Here is a 26166-nt window from a genome sequence, read left to right as displayed (position 1 = left end):
GACAGGCATCAACATCAACCAGAACCTGTCTCAGACAGGTTGACAACTACCGCGGAAGGTTAACAAGTACTCACAGGTGCTACGCACACACCAGAGCCGGCGTCTTGCGGGGACGTCCACGAGGACGCTTGCGGGCGATCACGACACCCTGGTCGAAGATCTCCCCACCCCACACGCCCCACGGCTCACCTCGATCGAGGGCGGCGTCGAGGCAGCGGGAGCGGATCGGGCAGGACGCGCACAGCGCCTTCGCCTGCTCCAGTTCGGTGGGAGAGTCCGCAAACCACAGGTCGGGGTCGTCGACCCGGCACGGCAGGTCACCACGTGCGGTAGCGATCTGAACAAATCCGCTTGTGGCGGTTGAGGTTTCGGATACCCCTCGGCATGTCACGGTAGACACGTCGTTCTCCTCTGCTCTCATTGCGACGGTTATTCTCTTCGGTTCGTTGAAATGGGTGCGAACCAGAGCCGAGGCTGCGAGCGGGAAAGGTGCTCGAACTACGAAGGCCACGGTCCGCGATGCGGGTCCGTGGCCTTGAAAAGACGGTGGGAGTTGATCTATCGAGGAATTCCTCGACAACTCCGATACACGGACTCGACTGCTGTTGCGGGACGACGACGGGCTGCCGACCAGACGATCGCCGGTGCCTGTTCCGCCGCGTTCATGCCGAACAACGCGGAGGCAGCAGCGACTGCCGTCTCATGTGCTTGGAACTTCGTCATTTCACCGCCACCTCCATTTCTTCTCGATCCGATGTGAACCACACGGGTCTCCCCGCGCACTGAAACCACAGTAGGCAATTCTCCAGAACCGCACAACCTATTTTTGACCTGCAGTGATGCGTGCTACTTCGCCCGCGTGCGGGAGTCGTTCAGCGAGTACCGCTTCCCTTGATCACACCGAGGACGTCTTCGCCGAACTGCTCGAGCTTCTTCGCACCGATCCCGGGGATCGCGACGAGTCCGCGATCGTCCTGCGGGCGCTGCTCGGCGAGAGCCGTCAACGTGTTGTCGCTGAACACCACGTACGCCGGGACCTTCAGCTCCCTCGACTTCTCGAGCCGCCACGACCGCAGCGATTCGAGCAGTTCCACGTCGACGTTCGACGGGCACCCCTCGCAGCGACCGAGCATGGTCGCGGTCGTCCCGATCAGCTGTTTTCCGCACAGCCGGCACCGGGGACGCTTCTTGTTGCTCTTGACGGGCGCCGCGATCCGCGACGCCGGTGAGTCTTCGGGGATGAGCCCGTGCAGGAACCGCGAACGGCGCCGCGACTTGCGGCCGCCCTCGTTCCTGGACAACGCCCACGACATCTGCAGGTGCTCACGGGCGCGGGTGACGCCGACGTACAGCAACCGGCGTTCCTCCTCGACGGCCGCGTCGTCGGGCGCCGAGTTGGAGTCGCCGAGCACGTGCTGGATGGGCAGCGTTCCGTCGGTGAGGCCGACGAGGAACACGGCGTCCCATTCGAGACCCTTCGCGGCGTGCAGGGACGCGAGGGTCACGCCCTGCACGACGGGTGGGTGCCGCGCCTCCGCCCGCAGACTCAGCTCGCGCAGCAGTGCGTCGAGGGTCAACTCCGGATCCTGGGTCAGCTGTTCCTCGGTGAGCGCGACGAGCGCCGACAGAGAGGCCCAGCGCTCGCGGGCCTGCGCACCCGCCGGTTCGGCGTCCGTCAGCCCCAGCGGGACGAGGACGGCGCGGACGAGCGTGACGAGGTCGGCGCCGATTGCGTCGGGGAGGTCGTCGCGGCCCGCGGCCTGGCGCAGCGCCGCCACGGCCTGACGCACCTCGGTGCGAGTGAAGAAGCCCTCACCGCCGCGCACCTGGTACGGGATGTCGAGTGTCGTCAGCGCCTGCTCGTGCACCTCGGACTGGGCGTTGATCCGGTACAGGACCGCGATCTCCGCCGCCGGCGTGCCGGACGCGATGAGCCGCTTGATCGTGCGGGCCACCCCGGCGGCCTCGGCCGGTTCGTCGTCGAACTCGACGAAACTCGGTTCCGGCCCGGAGTCGCGCTGACCGATCAGTTGCAGACGGGTGCCCGCGATCCGGCCGCGCGCCGCTCCGATCACCCGGTTCGCCATCGACACGACCTCGGGGGTCGAACGGTAGTCGCGCTCGAGGCGCACCACGGTGGCCTCGGGGAACCGGCGCGAGAAGTCGAGCAGGTAATTCGGGGTGGCGCCGGTGAACGAGTAGATGGTCTGGTTGGCGTCCCCGACGACGGTGAGGTCGTCCCGCTCCCCGAGCCAGGCGTCGAGGACTCGCTGCTGCAGCGGGGTGACGTCCTGGTATTCGTCGACGACGAAGCAGCGGTAGCGGTCGCGGAACTCCTCCGCGACGGCCGAGTGCTCTTCGAGTGCCGCCGCCGTGTGGAGCAGGAGGTCGTCGAAATCGAGGAGCATCCCGTCCTGGCCGCGGGCCTTCAGCTGTTCGTAGCCGTGATACACCTCGGCGACCTTGGCGGCGTCGACCGGCGCTTCCCGGCGTAACTTCGCCACCGCACGCGGGTAGTCCTCGGGCGCGATCAGCGAGGCCTTGGCCCACTCGATCTCACTCGCCAGGTCCCGGATGCTCTCCGTGCTGGTGGACAGGCCGACCCGTCCGGCTGCGGACGACACGACCGCGAACTTGCGGTCCAGCAGCCGCCATTCCGTGTCGCCGACCACCTGCGGCCAGAAGTACCGCAGCTGCCGCAGCGCGGCCGCGTGGAACGTACGTGCCTGGACCTGCGCTCCCCCGTCGCCGATGCCCAGGCTGCGCAGCCGCCCGCGCATCTCGCCTGCCGCGCGCGCCGTGAACGTCACCGCCAGCACCTGCCCCGCGGCGACGTGCCCACCTGCCACGAGGTGCGCGATCCGCCGGGTGATGGTCCGGGTCTTGCCTGTTCCGGCACCGGCCAGCACACACACCGGCCCCCGGGGAGCGAGGACCGCTGCGGACTGTTCGGGATCGAGACCGGTAGTCGTCACCTCTGCTGCGCCGGCTGCTGACATGGCGTCCATCATGACAGGGGCGACCGACACGGCGCGAAGCGGACGAACACCGCAGTGGGAACACACGGCGGGCTCGTGGTGTTATATCCGCCGTGACTGCTACCGACACCCCGGCCCTGACCATCTACTCCACCACCTGGTGCGGCTACTGCCGGCGCCTGAAGACGCAGCTGGACGAATCCGGCATCGGCTACGTGGAGATCGACATCGAGGACGATCCGGCGTCGGCGGAGTTCGTCGGCAGCGTCAACGGTGGCAACCACGTCGTGCCCACCGTCAAGTTCGCCGACGGCAGCACCGCCACCAACCCGTCGTTGGCGCAGGTCAAGCAGCTTCTCGGCGTCTAGGACTCCGTCGCTGCCGCAGCCCAGGACTCGATGATTCCGCGCGCGATGGATATCGAGCCCGGCAGCAGCAGCGTGGCGTCGGTGTCCGACGCCCAGTCGCCGAGTTCGAGTGCCGTGCGCACCTCGTCCCGGGTGAACCACCGGGCCTCGGCGATCTCGCCGTCCGCGAACGTCAGCGGGGCGTCGGGATCGCCGACGGCCGCGAACCCGATCATCACCGAACGGGGGAACGGCCACGGCTGGCTGCCGAGGTAGCGCACGTCACGGACGTCGACGCCCACCTCTTCCTTGATCTCCCTGACGACGCACGTCTCGAGGGATTCTCCGGCTTCGACGAATCCGGCCAGGATCGAGAACCGCCGCGGTGGCCACGTGGGCTGCCGGGCGAGGAGCACACGGTCTCCGCCGTCGTGCACGAGGCAGATGACCGCCGGATCGGTGCGGGGAAATTCCTCGTGACCGGTGCTCGTCGAGATCCGCGACCATCCCGACATCGTCGGCTCCGACGCCGCGCCGTCGAGCGCGCTGAAGCCGGCGCTGTCGTGCCAGTTGAGCATCGCGAGGGCGCCGGTGAGCACACCGGCGTCGGCGTCGTCCAGCGTGCCGCCCAGAATCCGGAGATCGGCCAGCTCGCCGGTCAGCGCCTGCACCCGCACCGCCCACACGTGCCGGTCCTTGCGAATGCCGAGGAACACCGCCCCCGGTTTCGGTTCGGGGCCGAGTTCGGTGGCCTCTGCGAACACCAGACCGTCGTCCCCCACCCGCACCTGTCCGCGGTGATTGACGCGCAGCAGCAGCGCATCCCGCCAGCCCGCACGCAGCGCGTCCGTGTCCGAACGCAATTCCTCGGCCCGCCCGACGGCGGAGCGGGACAGGAGCGGGGTGTCGTTGAGCCGGAATACAGTCACGCCGTCGACACTACTGCCGATCAGTTGGCGACCCGACGGATGTACAGCAGTCGGTCGTTCTCCTCGATCGAATCGACCTCCGGCGAGCCGACCCGGATCAAGCGGCCGTCCCGCACCACACCGAGCACGATGTCCGCGAGGTGGCGTGGGGAGCCGCCGATCTCGTCCCGCTCCACGGGACGTTCCGCGATCGCGAAACCCGCCTCCGGAGTCAGGAGGTCCTCCATCATCTCGACGACGCTCGGCGTCTTCGTGGCGATGCCGAGGAGCCGGCCCGCGGTCTCGGAGGACACGACCACCGAGTCGGCGCCGGACTGCCGGAGCAGATGCGTGTTCTCGGATTCGCGGATCGCGGCGACGATCTTCGCCTTCGGTGCGATCTCGCGCGCCGTCAGCGTCACCAGCACCGCGGTGTCGTCGCGGTTGGCGGCGACGATGATGGCCGACGCGTTCTGCGCGCCCGCCAACCGCAGCACGTCCGATTTGGTGGCGGATCCGTGGACCGTGACGAGGCCCTTGCTGGCCGCCGAGTCGAGCACGGCGTGGTCGGTGTCGACCACCACGATCTCCGACGGCGGAACGTCGTCGCCGAGCATCGCGTCGATCGCGGTGCGTCCCTTGGTTCCGTAGCCGATCACCACGGTGTGATTGCGCACGTGCTGCCTCCAACGCTGAATTTTGAACGCCTGCCGGGAGCTCGCCGTGAGCGCGGAGAGAGTCGTACCGACCAGGACGATGAGGAAGAAGATTCGAAGGGGCGTGATCAGGAGGACGTTGACGAGCCTCGCCGACGGTGTGAACGGCGTGATGTCGCCGTATCCCGTCGTCGACAACGACACCGTCGCGTAGTAGATGCAGTCGAGCAACGACAGTTCGTTGTCCTGCACGTCGCGGTAACCCGCCCGGTCGATGTAGACGATGATGACCGCCAACGCCAACGCCGCCAGGGCGATCCCCACCCGGCGGTAGATCGCCCGCGCCGGACTCGTCTGCAACTCCGGAATCCGGAGCACACCCACCAACGCGAAGTCCGGCCGGTCGGTGAGGGTGTCCGACCTGCTCAATCTCTCACGCAGCCTACCGGCCATATGTTCGTCTCCACGTTGCACTGAACTCCGACATCGGCTGGCAGCCTAACCCCGATCGTCCCACCGGACACACGTCGGAGCCTCGTTGTCGCGAACCGGGTGGTTCGGGCAAGCTGGCGTCATGCAACGAGAGAGCGTCACACCACGACCGAGCCAGAAGCCCGCACTTCGTCTCGCCGCACTGCTGCTGGGCGCGGGCACGATGCACTTCGCCGCCCCGAAGTTCTTCGATTCCACGGTCCCCACACAGTTGCCGGGCGACGCCCGCACCTACACCTACGTGTCCGGGGTCGCCGAACTCGCGATCGGCGCCGCGCTGGCCGTGCCGCGCACGCGCAGGCTCGGTGGCGGTCTCGCCGCACTGCTGTTCGTCGCCGTCTTCCCCGCCAACATCAACATGGCAGTGGACTGGCTGACGAGCCCGAAGACGACGACCGTGCAGAAAACCGGTGCGCTGCTGCGTCTTCCGCTGCAGATCCCGTTGGTCACCGAGGCCCTGAAAGCTCGGCGTCACGCCTGAGCTCGTCTTCGGGACGTCCGTCGGCGAGATCCGGTTCGCCGGCGGTGCTGAGAAGTCGGGCGAGCGCGTCGGCGCCGGGGAGGCGGTCCGGCGCGATCGTCCGTCCGGTCCGCACGTAATGGAATGCGGCGCGCACCCGCTCGATCGGAACGTCCATCAGTTCGGCCCATGCCAGCCGGTACGCGGCGAGCTGCATCACGACGGCCTTCTCGTTGGCCGCGCTCGGTTCGGCCCCGGTCTTCCAGTCGATCACCGTCCACCCGCCGTCGGGGTCGGTGAACACCGCGTCGATCCGGCCCCTCAGCACGGTCCCCGCCACCGAGGTCTCGAACGGCACCTCGACCTCCGTCGGGTTGCGGTCGGCCCACGGCGAGCGCAGGAACGCGTCCTGCAACGTCGCGAGATCGGCGTCCGGGCCCGCACCCGTGTCGGCGGCACCGGGCAGCTCGTCGAGATCGAGCAGCCGGGTGGCTCCGAAACGGCGCTCCACCCATGCGTGGAACGCGGTGCCGCGCCGCGCGAGCGGATTCGGAGGGAACGGCAGCGGCCGCCGCAGCCGGGCGGCCAGGGCGTCCGGGTCGGCCTCGAGCTCGACGAGCTGGCTCACCGACAGCTGGCCGGGTAACACCACCTCGGTCCGGGCGTTCGCACGCGCTTCCCGCTCCGCGAGGAGGGCGTCGACGTCGGCTGCCCAGTTCTCGGGGTCGTCGTCGTCCGCCGGCGCCTGCGTGCCGACGTTCTTCAGTGCCGCGACGACCAGCGCCGCACCACGCTCGACCGCCTCCCGGCGGAGACCGAGCGGATCCCGCGGCCACACAGCCGACTTGGGGGTGCTGGTCAGCGGGTTCTGCTCCTCGGGTTCGGGTGCGGGCGCCCAGAGATCGACGATCCCGATACCCTCGTGCTCCTCGTCCGTCACCATGTCGCGCAGTTCGGTGAGGAACTCCGACGGCCCCTTCGGCTCGGTTCCCGATTCTGCCCAGTGGTGACCCGAAGCGAACAGCACCCGTTCGGTGCGGGTGAGGGCGACGTAGAACAGCCGGCGGTCCTCGTCCAGTCGGCGGGCCGCCAGCGCCGACTTGTGCGCCTTCACGGCCTCCTCGAGGTCTTTCCGGTCATACAGGTTCTCGAGTTCGAGGACGGGCACACCGTCGGCCGACTCGCCCGGCCGCGCCCGGTCTCCACGCAGCGACGGCGGCAGTTCGCCGAGCGCACCGAGCCAGGACCCGGACGCTGTCCGCGACGGAAAGACGCCTGCGGTGAGGTGCGGCACCGCCACCACTTCCCACTCCAGCCCCTTCGCGGAGTGCACGGTCAGCACCTGGACGCGGTGCGGGTCCACTTCGACTTCGCCGGGCGCCAGGCCTTTTTCGACCGATTCCGCGGCGGACAGGAAGGCGAGCAGTCCGGTGACGGTGGCCGACGTGCGGTTCGCGTAACCGGCGACGACGTCGGCGAAGGCGTCGAGGTGTTCCCGGCCCGCACTCCCCCGCGCCGACTGCCGCGTCCGGGCCTGCGCTTCGATGCCGATCCCCAGCACCCGTTCGACCTCGGCCACCAGTTCGGTGAGCGGCTGCCCGATCCGCTCACGCAGGGACGCCAGCTCCGCCGCCACCGCGGTGATCCGTGCGTAGCCGACCTGCGAATAGCATTCTGCGGGGCCGGGATCCGCCAGCGCGTCCGCCAGCCCCGCCTGCTCCGCGTGTTCACCGGGCAGCGCCTCGCCGACGGCGTCGGCGAGGGCGGCCGAATCCGTGACAGCGCCGGTGGTTCCGTAACCCGTTCCGATGGCCAGTTCGGACGCTCGCCGCGACAGCGCCGTCAGGTCGGCGGCCCCGATCTGCCATCTCGCGCCGGTCAGCATCCGGACGGCGGCACTGCCCGCCATCGGGTCGGCGACGACCCGGAGCATCGCGATGACGTCGGCCACCTCCGGCGTGTGGAGCAGACCGCCGAGACCGACCACCTCGACCGGAAGGCCCCGCGACCGCAGCACCTCCGCGATCGGTGCCGCGTCGGCGTTGCGGCGGATCAGCACCGCGGCGGTCGGCGGATCCTCGCCCCGGTTCGCGGCGTCCGCGTACTGTTCGGCGATGCGGTCGGCCACCCATTCCCGTTCCTGCACCACGTCACCGGTGAGCGCCAGCCGCACGTCCCCGGGTACGGCCTGCGGTCGCGCCCGCAGCATGCTGACCGCCACGCCCCGCTCCCGCAGGGACGCCGACGCCATGTTGGCCAGCGCCAGGGCCTCCGGCGGGTTGCGCCAGCTGGTGAGCAGTTCCAGCGTCGGCGCCGGATCCCCGTTCGTCAGCGGGAAATCCGTGGCGAAGCGGGGCAGGTTGGCCGCCGACGCACCGCGCCAGCCGTAGATCGACTGCATGGGGTCGCCCACAGCGGTGAGCGCAAGTTCGCCGTCGAGCCCGCCACCGAACAGCGACGACAGCAGCACCCGCTGCGCGTGTCCCGTGTCCTGGTACTCGTCGAGCAGCACCACCCGGAAACGGGTGCGCTCGGCGAGGCCGACCTCGGCGTGGTCCGCGGCCACGCGTGCCGCCAGCGACATCTGACTGCCGAAGTCGAGCGCGCCTTCCCGTCGCAGGGTGTCCGCGAGCCGCTGCACCAGCGGCAGGAGTTCGACCCGGCGATGCTGGGTGCCGAGGATGTCGAGCAGTTCCTTGCCGGGGCCGCCGCGCTGCCGCGGTCCGGCGGGCAGGGTGTGGACGAGCTTGTCGAGTTCGGTATGCGCCTCCCGCAGGTCGTCCGGTTCGACGAGGTGCTCGGCGAGCTGCCCGGCCAGCGCGAGGACCGCCTCGGTGACGGACGCCGGATTTCTGTCGGTGTCGAGGTCGCCGTCCCACGAGCTGACCACCCGGTGCGCCAGCTGCCACAGTTCCGTCTCCGACAGCAGCGTCGCCGCCGGCTCGATGGGCAGCAGGAGCCCGTGCTCGGACAGCAATCGCCCGGCGTAGGAGTGGTACGTGCTGACCTCCGGTTCGCCGGCGAGGATGCGCGACCGGAGGTCACCGCTCGGGTCGACCCGGCGGAGCAGGTCCGAACCCGCGAGCCTGGCAAGGCGTCTTCTGATCCGGGCGGTCAGCTGCTGCGCCGCCTTGCGGGTGAACGTCAGACCCAGCACCGCCTCGGGGTCGACGACCCCGTTGGCCACCAGCCACACGACGCGGGCGGCCATTGTCTCGGTCTTGCCCGCGCCTGCCCCTGCGACGACGAGGGTCGGGCCGAGAGGGGCCGCGATGACGGCGGCCTGTTCCGGGGTCGGCGGATGCTGCCCCAGTCCGATCGCGAGTTCCACCGGGTCGATTCGGATGGTCATTCCGACGTCACCTGCCGTCCCTCGTCGTGCGCGGGACAGCTCGTCCGCACCGGGCAGTGCCTGCATCCGTCGTTGACGCGGGCGAGGAACTCCGGCCCCTTGGTGGCGGCGGCCGCCGCATGGATCACCGCGAGCCACGTCTCGAGATCTTCCTCCGACAGCGGTGCCTGCACCCGCTGCGTCGCGCCTTCCTTGTTGTGTGGTTTGGCGACGAAGACCAGCCGCGCCCCACCGGGTTTCGACGCCGGCTCCCCGTCGATCGCACCGGTGGCCGCCGCCACCTGGTACGCGGCCAGCTGGGCGTGCTGCTGGGCGTCGTCCTTGGTGACGGGTGAGCGGGCGGTCTTCACGTCGACGATCACGGGCCTGCCCTCGGCGTCGCGTTCGAGCCGGTCGATCCGCCCCCGCAGCCGGATCTTCGGGGAACCCTCCTCCCGCGGTTCGAGAACGCCGTCGACGGCCACCTCGACGCCGACCTCGGTGAGTACGGACCGGGTGTTCCCGAGCCAGGCGGTGAACGTGGCGAGCATGTCCCGGGTGCGGTCGAGTTCGCGCCGCGAGTACCACTGGGAGCCGAGATCGATCGATTCCCAGGCGTTCTCGAGCGCACGTTCCACCTGATCGGGTGGGATACGGCCTGCGAGCGCCTGCACCAGCGTGTGCACGAGCGTTCCGGCGATGGCGTGGGTGTTGTCGCCGTCCCGGCCGCCGTGGCGTTCGAGCAGCCACCGCAACGGGCAGGTGTTGAGCAGGTCGACGGTGGACGGCGACAGCGACACCGGTCCGTCCTCCGCGTTCCACAGCGCCACGCCGGTGCTCGGTTCGGCGGTGCCGTACCACTGGTCCGGGTGTGCGCCGCGCACCCCGGCTTCGGCGAGCCGGGCGAGTTGGCGGGCGGCGCGTTCCTGGCGGGCGGGGTCGGATTCGGCGACGTCCGGATCGCAGACCACGCTGCGCAATTCGGCGACGAGGGCGGGCAGGGCCAGGACCCGGGTCGCCGGATCCTCCGCGGAAACGACCGCCTCCTCTGCGTCCGAATCCTGTTCTCCGGCGAGCAGTTCGCCGACGAAACGGGAGTGGACGAGATCGGCATCGCCGCTTGCCGAATCGACCGCGGTGACCAGCAGACTCCGCCTCGCCCGGCTGCACGCCACCAGGAACAGCCTGCGTTCCTCGGCCAGCAGCGGTGCGGTGCGCGACATCCGGTCGGCGGCGGTCTCGCTGCCGTCGGACACGCCGCCCGTGAGGTCGATCAGCGCCTCGGTGCCGAGCAGGCTTCCGCGCGCCCGCAGGTTCGGCCACAGCCCTTCCTGCACCCCCGCGACCGCGACGACGTCCCATTCGCGGCCGGCGGCGGAGTGGGCGCTGAGCACCGACACGGCGTCGCCCGGAACGACGGAGACGGTGCGCGCGGTGGGAATCGCCTGCCCGGTCAGGTAGTCGACGAACCCGGCGAGCTGCGCGCGAGGGAGACGGTCGACGTAACTCGCCGCGGCGTCGAACAGGGCGACCACGGCGTCGAGGTCGCGGTCTGCCTGCGCCCCGATCGGCCCGCCGCGGGCCGAGGCCGCCGACCAGCGACGTTCGAGTCCGGTGGCCTGCCACGCCGCCCACAGCACGTCCTCGATGCCGCGCCCCCGCGCGAGCGGAACCCTCGCCTTACGCAGCACGGACAGCACCCGGTTCAGGGACGCCGCTTCGACGTCGGTCAGCTTCGCCGTGACCCTGCGGGTGCTGTCCGTCTCGCCGACCAGCAGGAGACGGAGCAGTTCCGCGGAGTCACGGTCGCCGCCGGAGGCCAGCTCGGCGCGCCGCAGACCCCGGCGAAGACGCCGGAGCGCCACGGGTTCCGAGCCGCCGACCGGGCCTGCGAGCAGGGCGAGCGCGTCTTCGCCCGTGAACTCCTGCCCCGACAGTGCCCGCAGCACCAGCATCAGCCCCGACACCCCGTGCTGACGAGCCAGCGGCAACTCGGAGGCCGCGGTGGTGACCGGCACACCCGCACCGAGCAGCGCCCGCCGGAGCGGAGCCAGCGCCCGCGGAACCGAACGCACGATCACCGCCATCTCCGACCACGGCACCCCGTCGAGGAGGTGGGCGCGCCGCAGGGTGTCGGCGATCAGCGCCGCCTCCTTCGCCACGGTGCCCAGGACCCGGACCGACGTCCTGCCGCCGTCCTGAGACGAGGTCCAGATCCGGTGGGGCAGATGCCCCGGCAGGCGGGACGTGATCCGGGCCGCGGTGGTCGCGACCTCCGCCGAACTGCGGAAGTTGACCGGTAGCAGCACCTGCCGGGGATCGCCCTTGTCGGCCAGGTCGGCGAGGAACGTGGGGTCGGCCCCACGGAACCCGTAGATCGACTGGTCCGGATCGCCGGCCACGACCGTGGTGCGGGTACCGGTGCCGACGAGCCGGACCAGTTCCGCGGCCTGCGGATCGAGGTGCTGGGCGTCGTCGACGAGCAGGTGCCGCACCCGGTCCCGTTCCGCGCGCAGCAGCTCCGGGTCGGTGGCGAACGCGGTGAGGGCCGCACCGATGAGTTCGGCCGCGTCCAGCGCCGGCGCCGTGGCCTCGGGGGCCTCGACACCCACCGCTCCGCGCAGCAGCATGCCGTGCTCGTACCGGGCGGCGAACATGCCCGCCGCCACCCACTCGGAGCGGTCGTGCCGCCGGCCCAGCTCGATCAGATCTTCCGGGCCGAGGCCCCGCTCGCTCGAGCGCAACATGAGGTCGCGCAGTTCGACGGCGAAGCCGCCCAGCGCCAGTGCGGGACGCAGACGTTCGGGCCACATCTCGCCGCCGTCCGCGATGTCGCCCTGCAGCATCTCGCGGAGCACGGCGTCCTGCTCGGCGCCGGTGATGAGGCGCGGCGGCGGATTGCCGTGGGCGGCGGCCTGTAACCGCAGCACCGCGAACGCGTAGGAGTGGACGGTCCGGACGAGCGGTTCGCGCGTGGCCCGGGGCCCGTGGTGCTCGTCGTGGCCGATGAGGGCGGCGGTCACCTCTTCGCGCACCCGGCCCGCCGCTCGCTTCGACTGCGTCAGGACGAGCACCGACTCCGGGTCTTCGCCGCCGGCGATCCGGTCCACCGCGACGTCGACGAGCAGCGACGTCTTGCCGGTTCCCGGGCCGCCGAGCACCTGCCAGGGATTCCAGCCCATGCCGAGGGGCGGTGCGGTGAGGACCCGCTGCGTGGAGTCGTCCCACACCCGGGCCGGGCGGGCGGGGCTCGGGCGGTGCACGAGCCGGGCCCGGGGAACCGACGTCCTGGTGCGCACCGCCGATTCCGTCATGGGCAGCATTCCACCAGAACGGTCCGACATCCCCTGCGGCGGCCCGATCCGGCATCATGGGTCACGTGTCAGCACTGAATACGTACCTGTTCGGCGCCGAGGACGGCACGGAGATCCTCGCCCTGCACGGACTCACCGGCCACGGCAGACGGTGGGAGGCGCTGGCCACCGACCAGCTGCCCGACGCCCGGTGGATCTCCCCCGACCTGCTCGGGCACGGCCGCTCGACGTGGTCGCCGCCGTGGAACCTCGAGGCCCACGTCGCGAGCCTCGTCGACACCCTCGACGCGCACGCCCGGGGACCGGTCCTGGTGGTGGGCCACTCGTTCGGTTGCGCCCTGGCGCTGCACCTGGCACGCGCGGTCCCCGACCGGATCCGCGGCCTCGTGCTGCTCGACCCGGCGATCGGGCTCGACCCCGCGCAGATGCAGTCGGTGGCCGATCTCACCATCTCCTCCCCCGACTACACCGACGTCGAGGAGGCCCGGTCCGACAAGCTGCACGGCTCGTGGGGCGAGGTGGCCCGCGACGTCCTCGAGGACGAGATCGCCGAACACCTGGTGCCCCTCGGGAACGGCCGGGTCAACTGGCGACTGTCCACCCCGGCCGTCGTCACGGCGTGGGGCGAACTGGCCCGCGAGGCGGTCCTGCCGCCTGCGCATCTGCCGACCGTGCTCGTGCAGGCGTCGAAGGTGCAGCCGCCGTACGTCACACCCGCGTTCCGCAAGGCCCTCGTCGACCACCTGGGCGGCAATCTCACCGCCGTCGACCTCGACTGCGATCACATGGTGCCGCAGGCCCGGCCCGACGAGGTGGCCGAGCTCATCCGCACACTTCTCTGATGGTCGCGACGACGGAGGAACAGGTCGAGGCGGTGCGCGCGCTGGTCGCGTCGATTCCGCCCGGCCGGGTGGCCACCTACGGCGACATCGCCGCGGCGGCCGGGCTGTCCAGTGCGCGGACGGTGGGCTGGATCATGCGCACCGACTCCGCCGACCTCCCCTGGCACCGCGTGCTGGGCGCCTCGGGGCGGCCGGCGCCGCACCTCGCGCACAAGCAGATCGCGAAGCTCGAACTCGAGGGCGTGCACATCCGGGACGGCCGCGTGGATCTCGCGGCGGCGCGGTACCGGTTCGATCCGCCCGGCTGACGGTCCACCCGCCTCAGCAGGTGCTCGGCGCGGGGTCGCCGCGGAACCGGGCGTCCATCCAGTCCAGCCCCTGGGGCAGTCCCAACGCCGCCGCCGACAGATGGTCGGGTGTCGGCGTGAGCAGCGTCTGCACCGGGGTGCCCGCGTCGCAGTACCGCCGCAGGGTGGTGTCGATCGAATCGACCGGGATCAGCGCGTCCGTCGGACTGTGCCATTCGAAGATCGGTACGGTGGGCACGCCCGGGTACAGCTCCAGGCTGTTCTCCTCCATCACCTTCCACGCTTCCGGGTCGTCCATGAAGTTCTGGTTGTCGGTCATTTCCGAAGCGCTGTGCCCGAGTCCGAACAGCATGATCTCGTTCGTGCATCCGTTGCCGATCATCTGCTTCATCCGGCGGCCCTCGTCGTTGAGTTGGCCGCTGACGTCGATGCGATCCGGGTATTCGCGTTCGAGACCCAGTGCGGCGGCCATCGCGAGACCGAATGCGGGGTGCGGATTGGCGCCCAACGCCTCCGCCATCTTCACCAGATTCATCGGTGTTCCGCCCTCGGCGGCGCCGACGATGTTCAGTTCGGGGGCGTAGCTCGGCGCCAGCGCCGCCGCCCATGCCGTCGCCATGCCGCCACCGGAGTACCCGCCCAGTCCGACCTTGCTGTTCTGTACCTGCAGTTCGGGGACCCGCTGGACGGCACGGATGCCGTCGAGCGTGATCTGGCCGCCGAGTTTGGCTGCGCCGTACGCCATCCGCGGTCCCAGATGGTCGGGCAGCGCCACGGCCCACCCGCGCGCGAGAGCGATGTTGAGGCCTGCTGCCTCCCGGATCTGGTGCAGGGGGTCGGTGGTGTACAGCTCGGTGACGATCTTGCACTTGTTGCCCAGTGAATTGATGATGTGCTGGTACGACACCAGCGGGCCGTCCGGAACGTGGTTCGGGGGCAGGACGTACGTGGTGTTCGCCGCGATCGGTCTGCCCTCGGAGTCGGTGGTCCGGAACAGCAACTCCCACATCGCACTACCGGGGAAGTAGTACGACGGCGGCAGCTGGCGGATCTTCAGCACGTCGCCCGGGGCGTGGTCGGCGATGTCCGTGGGCTGGATGTAGAAGGGGTCCGGGTCGGCGACCGGGAAGATCGCGTCGGCAGCGGGCGGGGTCGGCAAGTGCGGCAACGGCACCAGCGGTTGTGCCGCGGAAGTTCCTGCACCGACGAGGGCGGCGGTCAGGGCGAGGACCGAGCCGACAACGGCGGTGCCGAAGGATCTGCGGAACAAAGAGCCCATGACATACCCCACATTTCAGCGACGGGTCGACGGCATCACTATGCCAGAGCGTCGATAAAGATCCGCCCCTTTCCCGGTACCGAACAGGTCTCTGACCGATACTTCGATTCACAGATACTTTTCCGTGACACACCCGCGCATCACACGACGAGCGTCGGCGTCACGGACATCGAGGCATCGGCGGACACGACCAGCGTGGCAAGGACATTCACGGCGGCGGTCAGTTCGGACACCGGCCGTGTGAACGGCATCCGCTGATGGTCGTCGAACAGATGGCCGGTGCCGAACCGCGGCCCCGGCGCCAGCAGCAGCCCCCGCGACCGCGCGGCCGCGACGAGGTCCGTCGAACTCGTATCGGCAGGCAGCCTGCACCACAGGGACAGCCCCCCGGCGGGCAGCACGTAACTCCACCCGGGCAACCGCTCGTCGACCGCCGCCGCGAGCGCGTCCCGCTGCACCCGGAGGTCGCGGCGGCGCTGCGCGACCAGTCGGTCGTGCCAGGCGAACAGGCGCACGGCCGCAAGCTGATCCAGCACGGAGACCGACAGCTGCCTGCGGGCCATGATCTTGGCCAGCTGCGCGGTGCGGGCAGCCTCCGCACGCACCCAGCCGATGCGGATACCTCCCCACACGATCTTGCTGAGGCTGCCGATCGCCACGGTCGCCGATTCCGGGACCGGGACACCGAACGGCTCCAGGTCGTCCGGACCGTCCAGCACGATGTCCGCCGCCACTTCGTCCACGACAGTCACCACTCCGTGGCGGGCGAGGGTCGCGGCCAGCCGCCGTCTGCCCTCGGGAGTTGCCCTGGCTCCCGACGGATTGGAAAAGTCCGGCATCACATACGCCACCGTGGGGGCACTCTGCCGGGCGGCCCGGTCCACGTCGGCGACGAACGCGTCCGGGTCGGTCGCGTCGATCGGTACCGGAACGGGTCTGCCGCCGGCCGCCTGCACGGATTCGACCGCGCCGGGGTAGGTCGGGTGCTCGATCAGGACACGGTCACCCGCCTCGACCAGTGCCTCGAACACCACCTCGGTGGCGTCGCCCGCGCCCCCGGTGACGAGAATCTGGTCCGCGGTGGTCGGGCGACCGCGGCGCGTGTAGCGGTCTGCTATCGCCGCCCGGAGCGTGGTCAGTCCCCCGGGGTGGTAGCCGTGCTGGGGCATGAAGCGGGGCAACTCGTCGACGGCGTCGAGGTACGCCTCCCTGAGTTCGGGAGCGGCCACCGGTGCGGCGTTGACGAGGTCGATCACGCCGTCGACCGGCGCCCCGACCATGCTTCCCCAGGCGGGCGGACCCGACGGCATCGCCACGAATGTCCCCGATCCGTGCCGCGCCGACGCCCAACCCGCCTCTCGCAGTTCGCGATAGGCGGCGCTGACGGTCACCCGGCTGAGCCGGAGTTCCTCCGCGAGGGCCCGTTCGGCGGGCAGCCGGACTCCGACGGCCACGGACCCGTCGGCGACCCTCTCGCGCAGGGCGTCGGCGAGCCCGCGGTACAGGGGCTGCCCGCCTGCGGGCGCCGCACCGAGCAGCACCGCCAACTCGGCCGCGGAGACGGTTCGGACCGATTCGCTACTCATACAGGCCACTTTTCCACAGAGGACTGGAAATCGCGGTCCACTTCGGGGCGACAATCGATTCATGTTGGTAATTGGAATCCTTTCGGCCCTCAGCCTGGCGTCGGTGGCCTGGCTCTGCGTCAGCACGGCGCAGGGCGGACGGTCCGGGCCGGCCGGCCCTCCGCGCAGCCACCTGCACAGCGACTGAGGGAGTGCGGCAGCATGAGGGAATGAACTCTGCCGCGCCCGTTCACGCGATAGTCCTCGCCGGTGGACGAGCCACTCGGATGGGCGGCGTCGACAAACCGGCCGTCGTGGTCGGCGGACGCCGGATGCTCGACACCGCCCTCGACGCCGTCGACGACTGTGAGCGCATCGTCGTCGTGGGACCTCGCCGCGCCGACCTCGATTCGACGGTGCTCCAGACGCAGGAGACACCGCCGGGCGCAGGCCCGGTCGCGGGGGTGGCCGCCGGGCTGGCCGTGCTCGACGCCGACCCGGCCGACCGGGTGATCCTGCTCGCGTCGGACCTGCCGTTCGCGGAACCGGCGATGACCGAGGCCCTCGCCGCCGCCGTGCAGGACGCCGACACCGTGTTCGCGGTCGACGAGTCGGGCCGCCTGCAATTCCTGTTGTCCGCGTGGCGCGTCGGCGCGCTCACCGACCGGCTCCGCACGCTCGGCTCCGCCGTGAACCAGCCCATGAAGGCCCTCGTTCCGGAATCGTTCGGAACGGTGCTCCTCCGCGGCGTCACCGACTGCGACACACCGGAGGACGTCGAGCGGGCCCGGAGCACGTCCGCGGCGGCGCCGGTCACCGTCGCCGAGGCCCGCACCGCGATCCTGGCCGCGGTCCCCCCACTGCCACCGCGCGCCGCGGCGCTCGGCACATCGCTCGGCGCCACGCTCGCCGAGCCGCTGCTCGCCGCCGACGCCCTGCCGCGCATCGCGGTATCCGCCATGGACGGGTACGCCGTCGCGGGCGACGGTCCGTGGGTGCTGCGCGACGCCATCCGGTATGCCGGCAGCGACGAGGAACTCGAACTGGCGGAGGGCGAGGCGGCACGGATCGCGACGGGGGCGCACCTGCCCAGCGGCGCCTCCACCGTCGTGCGGGACGAATTCGCCGTGACGACAGACACTTCCGAGGGGCCGCGACTGTCCCGCAGGGACGGCGCACCCGTGCGCGACGACGCGCGGCGTCGCGGTGAGGACTGGCACGAGGGGTACCGGCTCGCGGCGGAGGGAACGGCCGTCACGCCCGCGCTCCTCTCCGCGGCCGCCAGCGCGGAGGTGACCACCGCCGGGGTCCGCGGACCGGTCCGCGCGCACGTCGTGGTGACGGGAGACGAGATCCGGCGGGACGGCCCACTGCGGCGCGGGCAGACACGGGATGCCCTGGGACCCGTTCTCCCCCAGTTCCTCTCGTGGTGCGGCATCCACACGGTCGCCGACACGCACCTGCGGGACACGTCCGACAGCTTCGACGAGCTGTTCCGGGAAGTCCGCCGGCCCGACCTGATCGTGATCGTGGGGGCCACCGGCGGCGGCGCGGCCGACCAGCTGCGTGCGGCGCTCGACCGGGCGGACGCCCGGATCGTGGTGGGGCGGGTGCGGTGCCGCCCGGGCGGTTCGCAGGTGACCGCCCTGCTGCCCGACGGCCGGGTGGTGCTCGGGTTGCCCGGCAACCCGTACGCCGCGGTCGTGACACTGCTGACCACGGTTCCGTCCATCGCGGCCGCGCTCACCGGTCGCACCCCGGCACCGATTCAGCTGGGGCGCATCGCGAATGCGTCCGAGGTCAGCGGCGACGCCACCCGCATCCTGCCCGCCGTCCCGCAACCGGACGGCACATGGCGCGTGGACCCCGGAATCCGGACGGCGCATCTCGCGGGCCTGATCGACCACGAGGCGCTGGCGCTGGTCCCGGCGGGGGCCGCCGACGGTGATCTCGCCGAACTGGTGCCCCTACCGCGCTGACCGGACGGTTCAGCGCTGGTACGACAGCGCGCGGACCGCGGCCGGGATTCCGCTGCGGTAGCGGTCCGCGACGAGATCGACGATCGCCGGATCGACGCCGAGCGGCTCGGCCACCCCGTCCGCACCGGCATCGGCGAGGCGGGCGTGGAACAGTCCGTGGGCCAGGAGGTACGACGCGACGAACACCCGCCTCTCGCCGCCGGCCCGCAATCCTTCGACCACGTCCGGGACGCGCGGCTGCGCGGTCGCGACGTAGCCGATCCGGACCCGCGACGCGACGAGTTCCGACAGCATCGCCGCGGCGCGCCGGACGTCGCGCAACGCCCGGGGGTCGGACGAGCCTGCCGCGGCGAGCACGACCGCGTCGCCGGGCCGCCAGCCCGCGTCGACGAGACGCCGCAGCAGGACGTCCGCGAGAACGGGGTCCGGTCCCAGCGCCCGCGTCACGGCCACGGAGGGATGGCCGCTGTCGGCGACCTCCCGCGGAACGTCGGTGTGCACGTGGTAGCCCGACGCGAGGAACGCCGGCACCACGACGGCGGGCCCGGTGATGTCGCGGAGCACCTCGGCGGGTGACGGCCCGAGTACGTCCACGAAGGACACCCGGGTCGGTCCGACCTGCTCGGCGACGGCGTCGGCGAGCGCGGCGATCATTTCCACGCCCCGGGGACTCCGCGTTCCGTGTGCCACCAGTACCAGTGCTGTCTCGTTCACTGCTGTCCCTCCTCACGTGAATCGGCGCAGTCGACGGGATCGAGCGCGAGGCGATATCCCCGCTTGACCACCGTCTGGACTGCCTTCGGTGCGCCCAGGGACGCGCGCAGTCTGGCCACCGCCGTCTCCACGGCGTGGGTGTCGCCGCCGCCTCCGGGCAGTGCCGCGAGCAGTTCGTCCCGGGGGACGACCCGGCCGGGCCGGGCGCCGAGCGTGCGCATCAGCGACATCGCGGCGGGCGGCAGCTGGCGCACCTCGCCGTCGACGACGACGCATCCGCCGCGGATGCTCAACTCGTGTCCGGCGGTGTGGATCTTGTTCGCCCGCCGCGGCAACTCGTCGGCGATGTGCCGGGCGAGCGCACCCAGTCGCGAGCGTGCCGGCATCGTCGTCGGGACCTCGAGTTCGCGGAGCGGTCCGGCGGTGACCGGTCCGACGCAGGCGGCGAGAACCCGGTGCCGGAACGAGTGCAGCACCATCTCGATCATTCCGGTCTCCTTGGCGCGGGTCAGCAGCGAGGCCACCGCCGGTGCGCTGGTGAAGCTGACCGCGTCGAGACCGCCGGAGGCGATCAGTTCGATCATCCGGTCCATCGGGGCCTGGTCCTCGAGCGGCGTCCACCGGTAGACGGGGACGGCGATCACGTCGGCGCCCGCGCAGCGCAGCACCTCGCAGAAGTCCGCGACCGGCTCCCATTCCGTGGTGGCGCCGTGCAACTGGACCGCGATGCGCTTGCCTTCGACGCCCTCGCCGAGCAGGTGATCGAGCACTTCGGCCGACGACTCCGACGCGGGCGACCACTCCTCCCGCAGGTCCGCCGCCCGGATCGCGCCCTTCGCCTTGGGTCCGCGGGCCAACAGGCGGCTCGCGGCCAGGGCCCGGCCCAGCTCCTCCGCTTCACCCCAGCCGTCCGCCGCCTCCATCCAGCCGCGGAAACCGATCCCGGTGGTCGCGACGACGATCTCCGGCGGGTTGTCGATGATCTGGCGCGTGACGCGCTCGAGTTCCGTGTCGTCGGCCAACGGGATGATGCGGATGGCCGGAGCGTGCACCACGGTGGCACCGCGCCGCGTCAGCAGCGTGGCGAACTCTTCCGCACGCCGGGACGCCGTGATCCCGATCGTGAACCCGCACAGGGGCGCCGCGTCGTTCACGCGTGCGTGCTGTGGACCTGGACGACGCCGGCCCACACCCGCACGTCGTACACGGGCAGCCGCACCGACTCGTCGTCGAGGCAGCGGCCGTCGACCAGCGAGAACACCTGCTTGAGCAGGGGCGACGCCACGGTGGGCTCCCCGGCCCGGTCACCCACGAGGCCGCGGGACATCACGGCCGCGCGCCCGAACGGGTCGATGTTGCCGACGGCGTGCAGGGATCCGTCCTCGAGAAGGAACAGTGCCACCTGCTCTCCGCCCCGCAGCAGCACCGCCACCCCGAGACCGGGGATCAGCTGGCTGAGCGGACACGCGGACGTCCATTCGAGACGGCCTGACTTGACGCTTTCGAACCTGGTTCCACTGGCACTGTGGACGTTCATGTCGACGACGGTCATCACAGTCCTCCTTCGGGCTGGTGTGTATCCGTGCTTGGATACATAGTTCGTGGTGGGTGTTTCCGCAGCGTTAAGCGGGGATTACTCCGATGTAGAAGCTGCGAATTTCGGCATTCCCATCAGCACCGGGACCTTCCGGACACCCGTGTCGTCGAACGCGACGGTCGGATCGGCCTCGTCGGGCGCGTTGACGAACGAGACGAACCGCGACAGCTTCTCCGGGTCCTCGAGCACACCCGCCCACTCGTCCTTGTATCCCTGAACGTGCTTGGCCATGGCCGCCTCGAGATCGGCGGCGATGCCCAGGCTGTCCTCGCACACCACGGCCTTGAGGTGGTCGAGTCCGCCTTCGAGGGACTCGACCCACGGCGCGGTGCGCTGGAGCCGGTCCGCGGTGCGGATGTAGAACATCAGGTACCTGTCGATGTACCGGATGAGGGTCTCGTCGTCGAGCCCGCCGGCGAGCAGCTGGGCGTGCTTCGGCGACTGGCCGCCGTTGCCGCCGACGTACAGGTTCCAGCCGTTCTCGGTGGCGATGACGCCGACATCCTTGCCGCGCGCCTCGGCGCATTCGCGGGCACAGCCCGACACACCGAACTTGATCTTGTGCGGGGACCGCAGGCCGCGGTACCGGTTCTCCAGGTCGACCGCCATACCCACGGAGTCCTGCACGCCGTACCGGCACCAGGTGGATCCGACGCAGCTCTTCACGGTGCGCAGCGACTTGCCGTACGCCTGGCCCGACTCCATGCCGGCGTCGACGAGGCGCTTCCAGATCGCGGGCAGCTGCTCGACGCGGGCGCCGAACAGGTCGATGCGCTGACCGCCGGTGACCTTCGTGTAGAGGCCGAAGTCGCGGGCCACCTCGCCGATGACGATGAGCTGTTCGGGCGTGCATTCGCCGCCGGGCATCCGCGGCACCACCGAGTAGGTGCCGTTCTTCTGGATGTTGGCCAGGAAGTGGTCGTTCGTGTCCTGCAGTCCCGCCTGGTTGCGGTGCAGAATGTGGTCCGAGTCGGTGGACGCCAGGATGGACGCGACGACGGGCTTGCAGATGTCGCAGCCCGAGCCCGTTCCGTACTTCGAGATCAGTGCGGAGAACGTGCGAGTGTCGGTGGCCTGCACGATCTCGAACAGCTCGGCACGGGACTGCTCGAAGTGCTCGCACAGCGCCTTCGACATCACCACTCCGGACGACGCGAGCAGCTGCTTGATGGTCGGCAGGCAGCCACCGCACGTGGTGCCGGCGTTGGTGCAGCTCTTGACCTGCGCGATGTCGCAGGCGCCGTCGGCGATGGCCCCGCAGATCGCGCCCTTGGTGACACCGTTGCAGGAGCACACCTCGGCGTCGTCGGGCAGGGATCCGGCGCCGGGCTTCTCCCCCGCGGGCGAGATGAGCGAGGCCGGATCGCCGGGCAGTTCGCGGCCGACGAGGGGACGCAGCGACGCGTACGCGGAGGCGTCACCGACGAGGATGCCGCCGAGCAGCGTCTTCGCGTCGTCGGACACGACGAGCTTGGCGTAGGTGCCCTTGGCGGCGTCGCTGAGGACCACCTCCAGCGCGCCGGGGGTCTGAGCGTGGGCGTCGCCGAAGCTGGCGACGTCCACACCCATCAGCTTGAGCTTGGTGGACAGATCGGCTCCGGGGAACTCCGCCGCCCCGCCGAGCAACCGGTCCGCGACGATCTCCGCGGTGGTGTACCCGGGAGCGACGAGGCCGTAGCACCTGCCCTCCACCGCGGCGCACTCGCCGACCGCGTAGATGTTCTCGTCCGACGTGCGGCACCCGAGGTCGGTGATGATCCCACCGCGCTCCCCGACCTCGAGTCCCGCGTCGCGGGCCAGCTGGTCCTGCGGCCGCACACCCGCGGAGAACACCAGCAGCGCGGCCTCGATCACCGAGCCGTCGGACAGTTCGACGCTGATCCCGTCCGGGCCCTCGGTGATGCCTGCGGTGCCGACACCCGTGTGGACGGTGAGACCCAGGTCGGTGACGAGGTTGGCGAGCAGCGCGCCGCCGCCCTCGTCGACCTGCAGCGGCATCAGCCGGGGAGCGAACTCGACCACGTGCGGGGTCATGCCCATCAACTTGAGGGCGTTCGCAGCCTCGAGTCCGAGCAGACCACCGCCGACCACGACACCGACGGCGCCGGGCCCGGCCGCGTCGGCACGCTTCCGGATGCCGTCCAGGTCGGCGAGCGTGCGGTAGACGAAGCACTCCGGCCGGTCGTGGCCGGGGATCGGCGGCACGAACGGATACGAACCGGTGGCCATCACGAGAGCGTCGTACCCGACGACCTCACCCGAATCGGTGGTGACCTTGCGGGCCTCCCGATCGATGGTCGCGGCGCGGCGGCCGATTCGGAGGTCGACGAGCGCGTCGTCCGGGTAGTCGTTGCCCGCGAGCGCAAGCTCCTTGGGGTCCCACGCCCCCACGTAGGAGGACAGTCCCACCCGGTCGTACGCGGGGAGGGGCTCCTCGCAGAGCACCGTCACCGACCAGTCGTCCGACTCGTCGCGTGCACGCAACGCCTCGACGAATCGATGTCCGACCATTCCGTGTCCGATGACCACTGCTGACTTGCGGCTCATGCCGTCGCTCCTTCTAGCTGAATTACTCGAGTTCATGCGGTACTGCGGGAGGTCACGCCGAGACCGACACCTTTTCGTCGTCGCCGTCGGTGACGGTGAGCGCACGAGTGACGGACGGGCGGCGCAGGAAGACGAACCAGGTGACGAGGATGCAGGCGAGGTAGAAGGCGAGGAACACCCAGAACGCCATGGTCGCCGACTTCGCGGTGCCGCCGTAGGACGCGCGGAGCACCAGGTTGATTCCGACGCCGCCGAGGCCGCCGATGGCGCCGGCGAAGCCGATGAGGGCCCCGGACATCGCCCGCGACCACGCCGCCTTGGCGTCGCGGCTCAGCCCTTCGAGCCCCTGGGCCTTGGCCTCGAAGATCGACGGGATCATCTTGTAGACCGAGCCGTTGCCGATGCCGGCCAGCAGGATCAGGGTGATGAAGCCGAACACGAACGCCACCAGCACTCCGGCCGTGGCCGCGCCGGGCGTGCCGTCGTCGACGGTGCCCGCGGTCACCAGCACCGCGGCGGCGAGCGCCATGGCGACGAAGGTGTACAGCGTGATCTTGCCGCCGCCGATGCGGTCGGCGAGCTTGCCGCCCATCGGGCGGGCGATGGAGCCGAGCAGCGGTCCGATGAAGGCGATCTGCGCGGCGTGCAGGGCGGCCGCCGCGGGGGTGGCGCCACCGGCGAGGAAGTTGATCTGCAGCACCTGGCCGAACGCGAAGCTGAATCCGATGAACGATCCGAACGTGCCGATGTAGAGGAAGCTGACGACCCACGAGTCGGAGAACTTCAGCGCCTTGGCCATCGCCCGGAGATCGGACTTCTGGTTGCCGAGGTTGTCCATGAACAGGGAGGCTCCGACCGCGGCGACGGCGATGAAGACCAGGTAGACGGCGCACACGATCCAGGGATCCGTGTTGCCCACGGTGGCGATCACGAGCAGACCGACGACCTGGATCACCGGGACACCGATGTTGCCGCCGCCCGCGTTGAGACCGAGTGCCCAGCCCTTGAGCCGCTGCGGGTAGAACGCGTTGATGTTGGTCATCGACGACGCGAAGTTTCCACCGCCGACGCCGGCGAGTGCCGCGACGAGGATGAACGTCGTGTACGAGGCCCCCGGGTTCATCATCAGGTAGAGGGTGAACAGCGTCGGGACGAACAGGACGAGGGCGCTGAAGACGGTCCAGTTGCGGCCACCGAAGCGGGCCGTCGCGACCGTGTACGGGATCCGCAGGATCGAGCCGACGAGAGTGGGGACGGCGACGAGGAAGAACTTGCCCGCCGCGTCGATCCCGTAGATGTCGGTCGGCATGAACAGCACCATGACGGACCAGATCGACCAGACGGAGAAGCCGACGTGCTCAGCGACTACCGACCAGATCAGGTTCCGCTTGGCGATGTCCTTGCCGCCCGCCTCCCAGGCGTCGACGTCTTCCGCGTCCCAGTGCTCGATGTAGTGCTTCTTCACCCGGGCCTCCTCGTTGTGTGGGAGACCCAAAGGTAGAAAACCGGTGTTGCGGCGGTGCTGCCGTCGGTGACCGGGGCGTCAACTGATCCTCACTTTTCAACTGGGGCGATGTGAGGTTTCCTGCATGTTTCCTAGACGTGTCGAAGAGCGTCCACGGGCTCCTTTTCGACGTGCCAGCTGTCCTCGAGCATGCGCGGCTTGCACGCCTGGAACGCCGCTATGAGGAGGATCACCACGCCGAACGTCAGGAATCCGAACGACACCGTCCATCCGCCGGAGGCGTCGTGGAACACCCCGAACAGCAGCGGTCCGAGGCACGCGACGGCGTAGCCCACGCCCTGGGTGAAACCGGACAGCGTCGCCGAGCCGAGGTGGCTGCGCGTGCGCAGATTGATGAGCGTCAGCGACATGGGGAACGTGCTCGGCCCGAGCCCGAGCAGCACGATCCACAGGATCGGTGCGCTCATCGGGGCGAACAGCAGTCCACTGAAGGCCACCAGGTAGCAGACCGCGCATCCGATCACGATCGGGAACGGGTTGCGCATGCGGGCGCACAGCGTGGGGGCGCCGAACGCGGCGACGAGACCCATGAACGAGAACAGTCCCACCATGGCACCTCCGAACGCTTCGCTCGCCCCGGCGTCGGAGAGGATGTCGGGAATCCAGGTGAACATCGAGTACGTGATCATCGACGTCATTCCGAACATGCCGGCCATCCCCCAGCCGACGGGCGAACGCCAGGCCTTCCCGTGCGGGCGGTCGGCCTGCACGCCCGCCGGCGGTTCCGCCGCGACGACCACGGTGCGACGCCGTTCGCGGGTGAGCAGGAGGATCCACGGGAGCGCCGCGGCGAAGCCGAGCAGCGCCCAGACTCCGATGGAGAACCGCCAGCCGAACGCCTCGGCGAGCGGAACGGCCACGAAGGCGGGCGCGATGGTGCCGATCTGCACCCCGACGATATACACGGAACTCATCACGGCCAACCGGTCGGAGAAGTAGCGCTTGACCAGCGGCGGAATCACCACGTTTCCGATTCCCATGCCGGCCAGCGCGAGCGCCGACAGCGCCAGCAACGACCAGGTGTCGCTCATCAGCGCTCTCGTGAGCATGCCGACTCCGGCCATCACCATCGCCACGAGCGCGGTCCGTTCCAGGCCCCACCGCGTGGCGATGAGCGGCGTTCCCAGGCCGAACAGCGCGAACATCGCCGTCGGCACCATCCCGAACACTCCGACCACGGTGGGCGAGAATCCGATGTCCTCCCGAATCTGCGAGGCCAGCGGGGTGAACGAGGTGACCGCGAGCCTCAGGACGAGAGCCGACATGGCGATCGCGCAGAAGACGAGGAGGCGGCCGCGTAGAAGAGTCACGAGAGAAATCATAG

Annotated in this window: 20 protein-coding genes; 6 read left to right on the top strand and 14 right to left on the bottom strand. The window is 70.3% G+C overall.

Translation table 11 applies throughout. The features are described 5' to 3' along the window. Nucleotides 1-79: 79 nt before the first annotated feature. Nucleotides 80-421 carry a WhiB family transcriptional regulator gene (locus P3H15_RS31165; RefSeq protein WP_072937673.1) on the bottom strand — a complete coding sequence of 114 codons (342 nt, stop codon included), beginning with the start codon at nucleotides 419-421 and terminating at the stop codon, nucleotides 80-82. Between the two features lie 451 nt (nucleotides 422-872). Beyond that, complete coding sequence (locus tag P3H15_RS31160) at nucleotides 873-3011, bottom strand: ATP-dependent DNA helicase UvrD2 (protein ID WP_276140739.1); 2139 nt, start codon at nucleotides 3009-3011, stop codon at nucleotides 873-875. Nucleotides 3012-3091: 80 nt separating this feature from the next. Here P3H15_RS31160 and P3H15_RS31155 point away from each other — a divergent pair, with 80 nt between their 5' ends. Then, a complete protein-coding gene (locus P3H15_RS31155) occupies nucleotides 3092-3346 on the top strand; it encodes a mycoredoxin (RefSeq protein WP_015890142.1) in 255 nt (84 codons plus the stop codon). Here the strand turns inward: P3H15_RS31155 and nudC are convergent. Both nudC and P3H15_RS31145 read right to left on the bottom strand, forming a co-directional pair. Continuing rightward, on the bottom strand, nucleotides 3343-4254 hold the full coding sequence (nudC, locus tag P3H15_RS31150; RefSeq protein WP_072937671.1) for an NAD(+) diphosphatase: 912 nt from the start codon (nucleotides 4252-4254) through the stop codon (nucleotides 3343-3345). The two genes, P3H15_RS31155 and nudC, sit on opposite strands and share 4 nt — an antisense overlap. Before the next feature lie 20 nt (nucleotides 4255-4274). Beyond that, complete coding sequence (locus P3H15_RS31145) at nucleotides 4275-5342, bottom strand: TrkA family potassium uptake protein (protein ID WP_276140735.1); 1068 nt, start codon at nucleotides 5340-5342, stop codon at nucleotides 4275-4277. Between the two features lie 121 nt (nucleotides 5343-5463). Here P3H15_RS31145 and P3H15_RS31140 point away from each other — a divergent pair, with 121 nt between their 5' ends. Next, nucleotides 5464-5862, top strand: a complete 399-nt coding sequence (locus tag P3H15_RS31140; RefSeq protein ID WP_276140734.1) for a MauE/DoxX family redox-associated membrane protein — start codon at nucleotides 5464-5466, stop codon at nucleotides 5860-5862. Here the strand turns inward: P3H15_RS31140 and P3H15_RS31135 are convergent. Both P3H15_RS31135 and P3H15_RS31130 read right to left on the bottom strand, forming a co-directional pair. Then, nucleotides 5828-9193, bottom strand: coding sequence for an ATP-dependent helicase (locus P3H15_RS31135; protein ID WP_276140733.1), 3366 nt, complete (start codon nucleotides 9191-9193; stop codon nucleotides 5828-5830). The genes P3H15_RS31140 and P3H15_RS31135 overlap by 35 nt on opposite strands. Continuing rightward, nucleotides 9190-12486 carry an ATP-dependent DNA helicase gene (locus P3H15_RS31130; RefSeq protein ID WP_276140732.1) on the bottom strand — a complete coding sequence of 1099 codons (3297 nt, stop codon included), beginning with the start codon at nucleotides 12484-12486 and terminating at the stop codon, nucleotides 9190-9192. Before P3H15_RS31130 ends, P3H15_RS31135 begins: the two co-directional genes overlap by 4 nt. Nucleotides 12487-12542: 56 nt before the next feature. Between P3H15_RS31130 and P3H15_RS31125 the strand changes: the two genes are divergently transcribed. Both P3H15_RS31125 and P3H15_RS31120 read left to right on the top strand, forming a co-directional pair. After that, nucleotides 12543-13328 carry an alpha/beta fold hydrolase gene (locus tag P3H15_RS31125; RefSeq protein ID WP_276140731.1) on the top strand — a complete coding sequence of 262 codons (786 nt, stop codon included), beginning with the start codon at nucleotides 12543-12545 and terminating at the stop codon, nucleotides 13326-13328. Continuing rightward, entirely contained in the window at nucleotides 13328-13636 is a 309-nt protein-coding gene (locus P3H15_RS31120; protein ID WP_276140730.1) for an MGMT family protein, read from the top strand. Before P3H15_RS31125 ends, P3H15_RS31120 begins: the two co-directional genes overlap by 1 nt. Nucleotides 13637-13649: 13 nt before the next feature. Here the strand turns inward: P3H15_RS31120 and P3H15_RS31115 are convergent, their stop codons facing one another. Continuing rightward, nucleotides 13650-14915, bottom strand: a complete 1266-nt coding sequence (locus P3H15_RS31115) for a lipase family protein (RefSeq protein ID WP_276140729.1) — start codon at nucleotides 14913-14915, stop codon at nucleotides 13650-13652. Between the two features lie 140 nt (nucleotides 14916-15055). Beyond that, entirely contained in the window at nucleotides 15056-16501 is a 1446-nt protein-coding gene (locus P3H15_RS31110) for a PLP-dependent aminotransferase family protein (RefSeq protein WP_276140728.1), read from the bottom strand. 61 nt (nucleotides 16502-16562) lie between these two features. Here P3H15_RS31110 and P3H15_RS31105 point away from each other — a divergent pair, with 61 nt between their 5' ends. Both P3H15_RS31105 and P3H15_RS31100 read left to right on the top strand, forming a co-directional pair. Further along, nucleotides 16563-16688 (top strand): hypothetical protein, encoded by a 126-nt coding sequence (locus P3H15_RS31105; RefSeq protein WP_255314956.1) that lies wholly within the window; start codon nucleotides 16563-16565, stop codon nucleotides 16686-16688. A 22-nt stretch (nucleotides 16689-16710) separates the two neighbouring features. Next, a complete protein-coding gene (locus P3H15_RS31100) occupies nucleotides 16711-18459 on the top strand; it encodes an NTP transferase domain-containing protein (RefSeq protein WP_276140727.1) in 1749 nt (582 codons plus the stop codon). Between the two features lie 9 nt (nucleotides 18460-18468). Here the strand turns inward: P3H15_RS31100 and P3H15_RS31095 are convergent, their stop codons facing one another. From P3H15_RS31095 to P3H15_RS31070, 6 genes are all read right to left on the bottom strand, one after another. Next, a complete protein-coding gene (locus P3H15_RS31095) occupies nucleotides 18469-19173 on the bottom strand; it encodes a sirohydrochlorin chelatase (RefSeq protein ID WP_276140726.1) in 705 nt (234 codons plus the stop codon). Further along, the gene (locus tag P3H15_RS31090) at nucleotides 19170-20327 is read right to left on the bottom strand and encodes a uroporphyrinogen-III synthase (RefSeq protein ID WP_072937661.1); all 1158 of its coding nucleotides are present in this window, start codon (nucleotides 20325-20327) and stop codon (nucleotides 19170-19172) included. The genes P3H15_RS31095 and P3H15_RS31090 overlap by 4 nt, the downstream gene beginning before the upstream one ends. Next, the gene (nirD, locus tag P3H15_RS31085; protein ID WP_043825757.1) at nucleotides 20324-20725 is read right to left on the bottom strand and encodes a nitrite reductase small subunit NirD; all 402 of its coding nucleotides are present in this window, start codon (nucleotides 20723-20725) and stop codon (nucleotides 20324-20326) included. The genes P3H15_RS31090 and nirD overlap by 4 nt, the downstream gene beginning before the upstream one ends. 81 nt (nucleotides 20726-20806) lie before the next feature. After that, nucleotides 20807-23317 carry a nitrite reductase large subunit NirB gene (nirB, locus tag P3H15_RS31080; RefSeq protein ID WP_276140725.1) on the bottom strand — a complete coding sequence of 837 codons (2511 nt, stop codon included), beginning with the start codon at nucleotides 23315-23317 and terminating at the stop codon, nucleotides 20807-20809. A gap of 52 nt (nucleotides 23318-23369) precedes the next feature. After that, nucleotides 23370-24782, bottom strand: a complete 1413-nt coding sequence (locus tag P3H15_RS31075; protein ID WP_276140724.1) for an MFS transporter — start codon at nucleotides 24780-24782, stop codon at nucleotides 23370-23372. 131 nt (nucleotides 24783-24913) lie between these two features. Beyond that, the gene (locus P3H15_RS31070; RefSeq protein WP_276140723.1) at nucleotides 24914-26164 is read right to left on the bottom strand and encodes an MFS transporter; all 1251 of its coding nucleotides are present in this window, start codon (nucleotides 26162-26164) and stop codon (nucleotides 24914-24916) included. Nucleotides 26165-26166 lie beyond the last annotated feature (2 nt).

It is taken from the genome of Rhodococcus sp. T2V (assembly GCF_029269925.1).
In the GTDB taxonomy this organism is placed as follows: Bacteria; Actinomycetota; Actinomycetes; order Mycobacteriales; family Mycobacteriaceae; genus Rhodococcus_F; species Rhodococcus_F koreensis.
The sequence above is the reverse complement of the archived record's forward strand: the minus strand, read 5'-3'. Positions and strand labels throughout refer to the sequence as shown.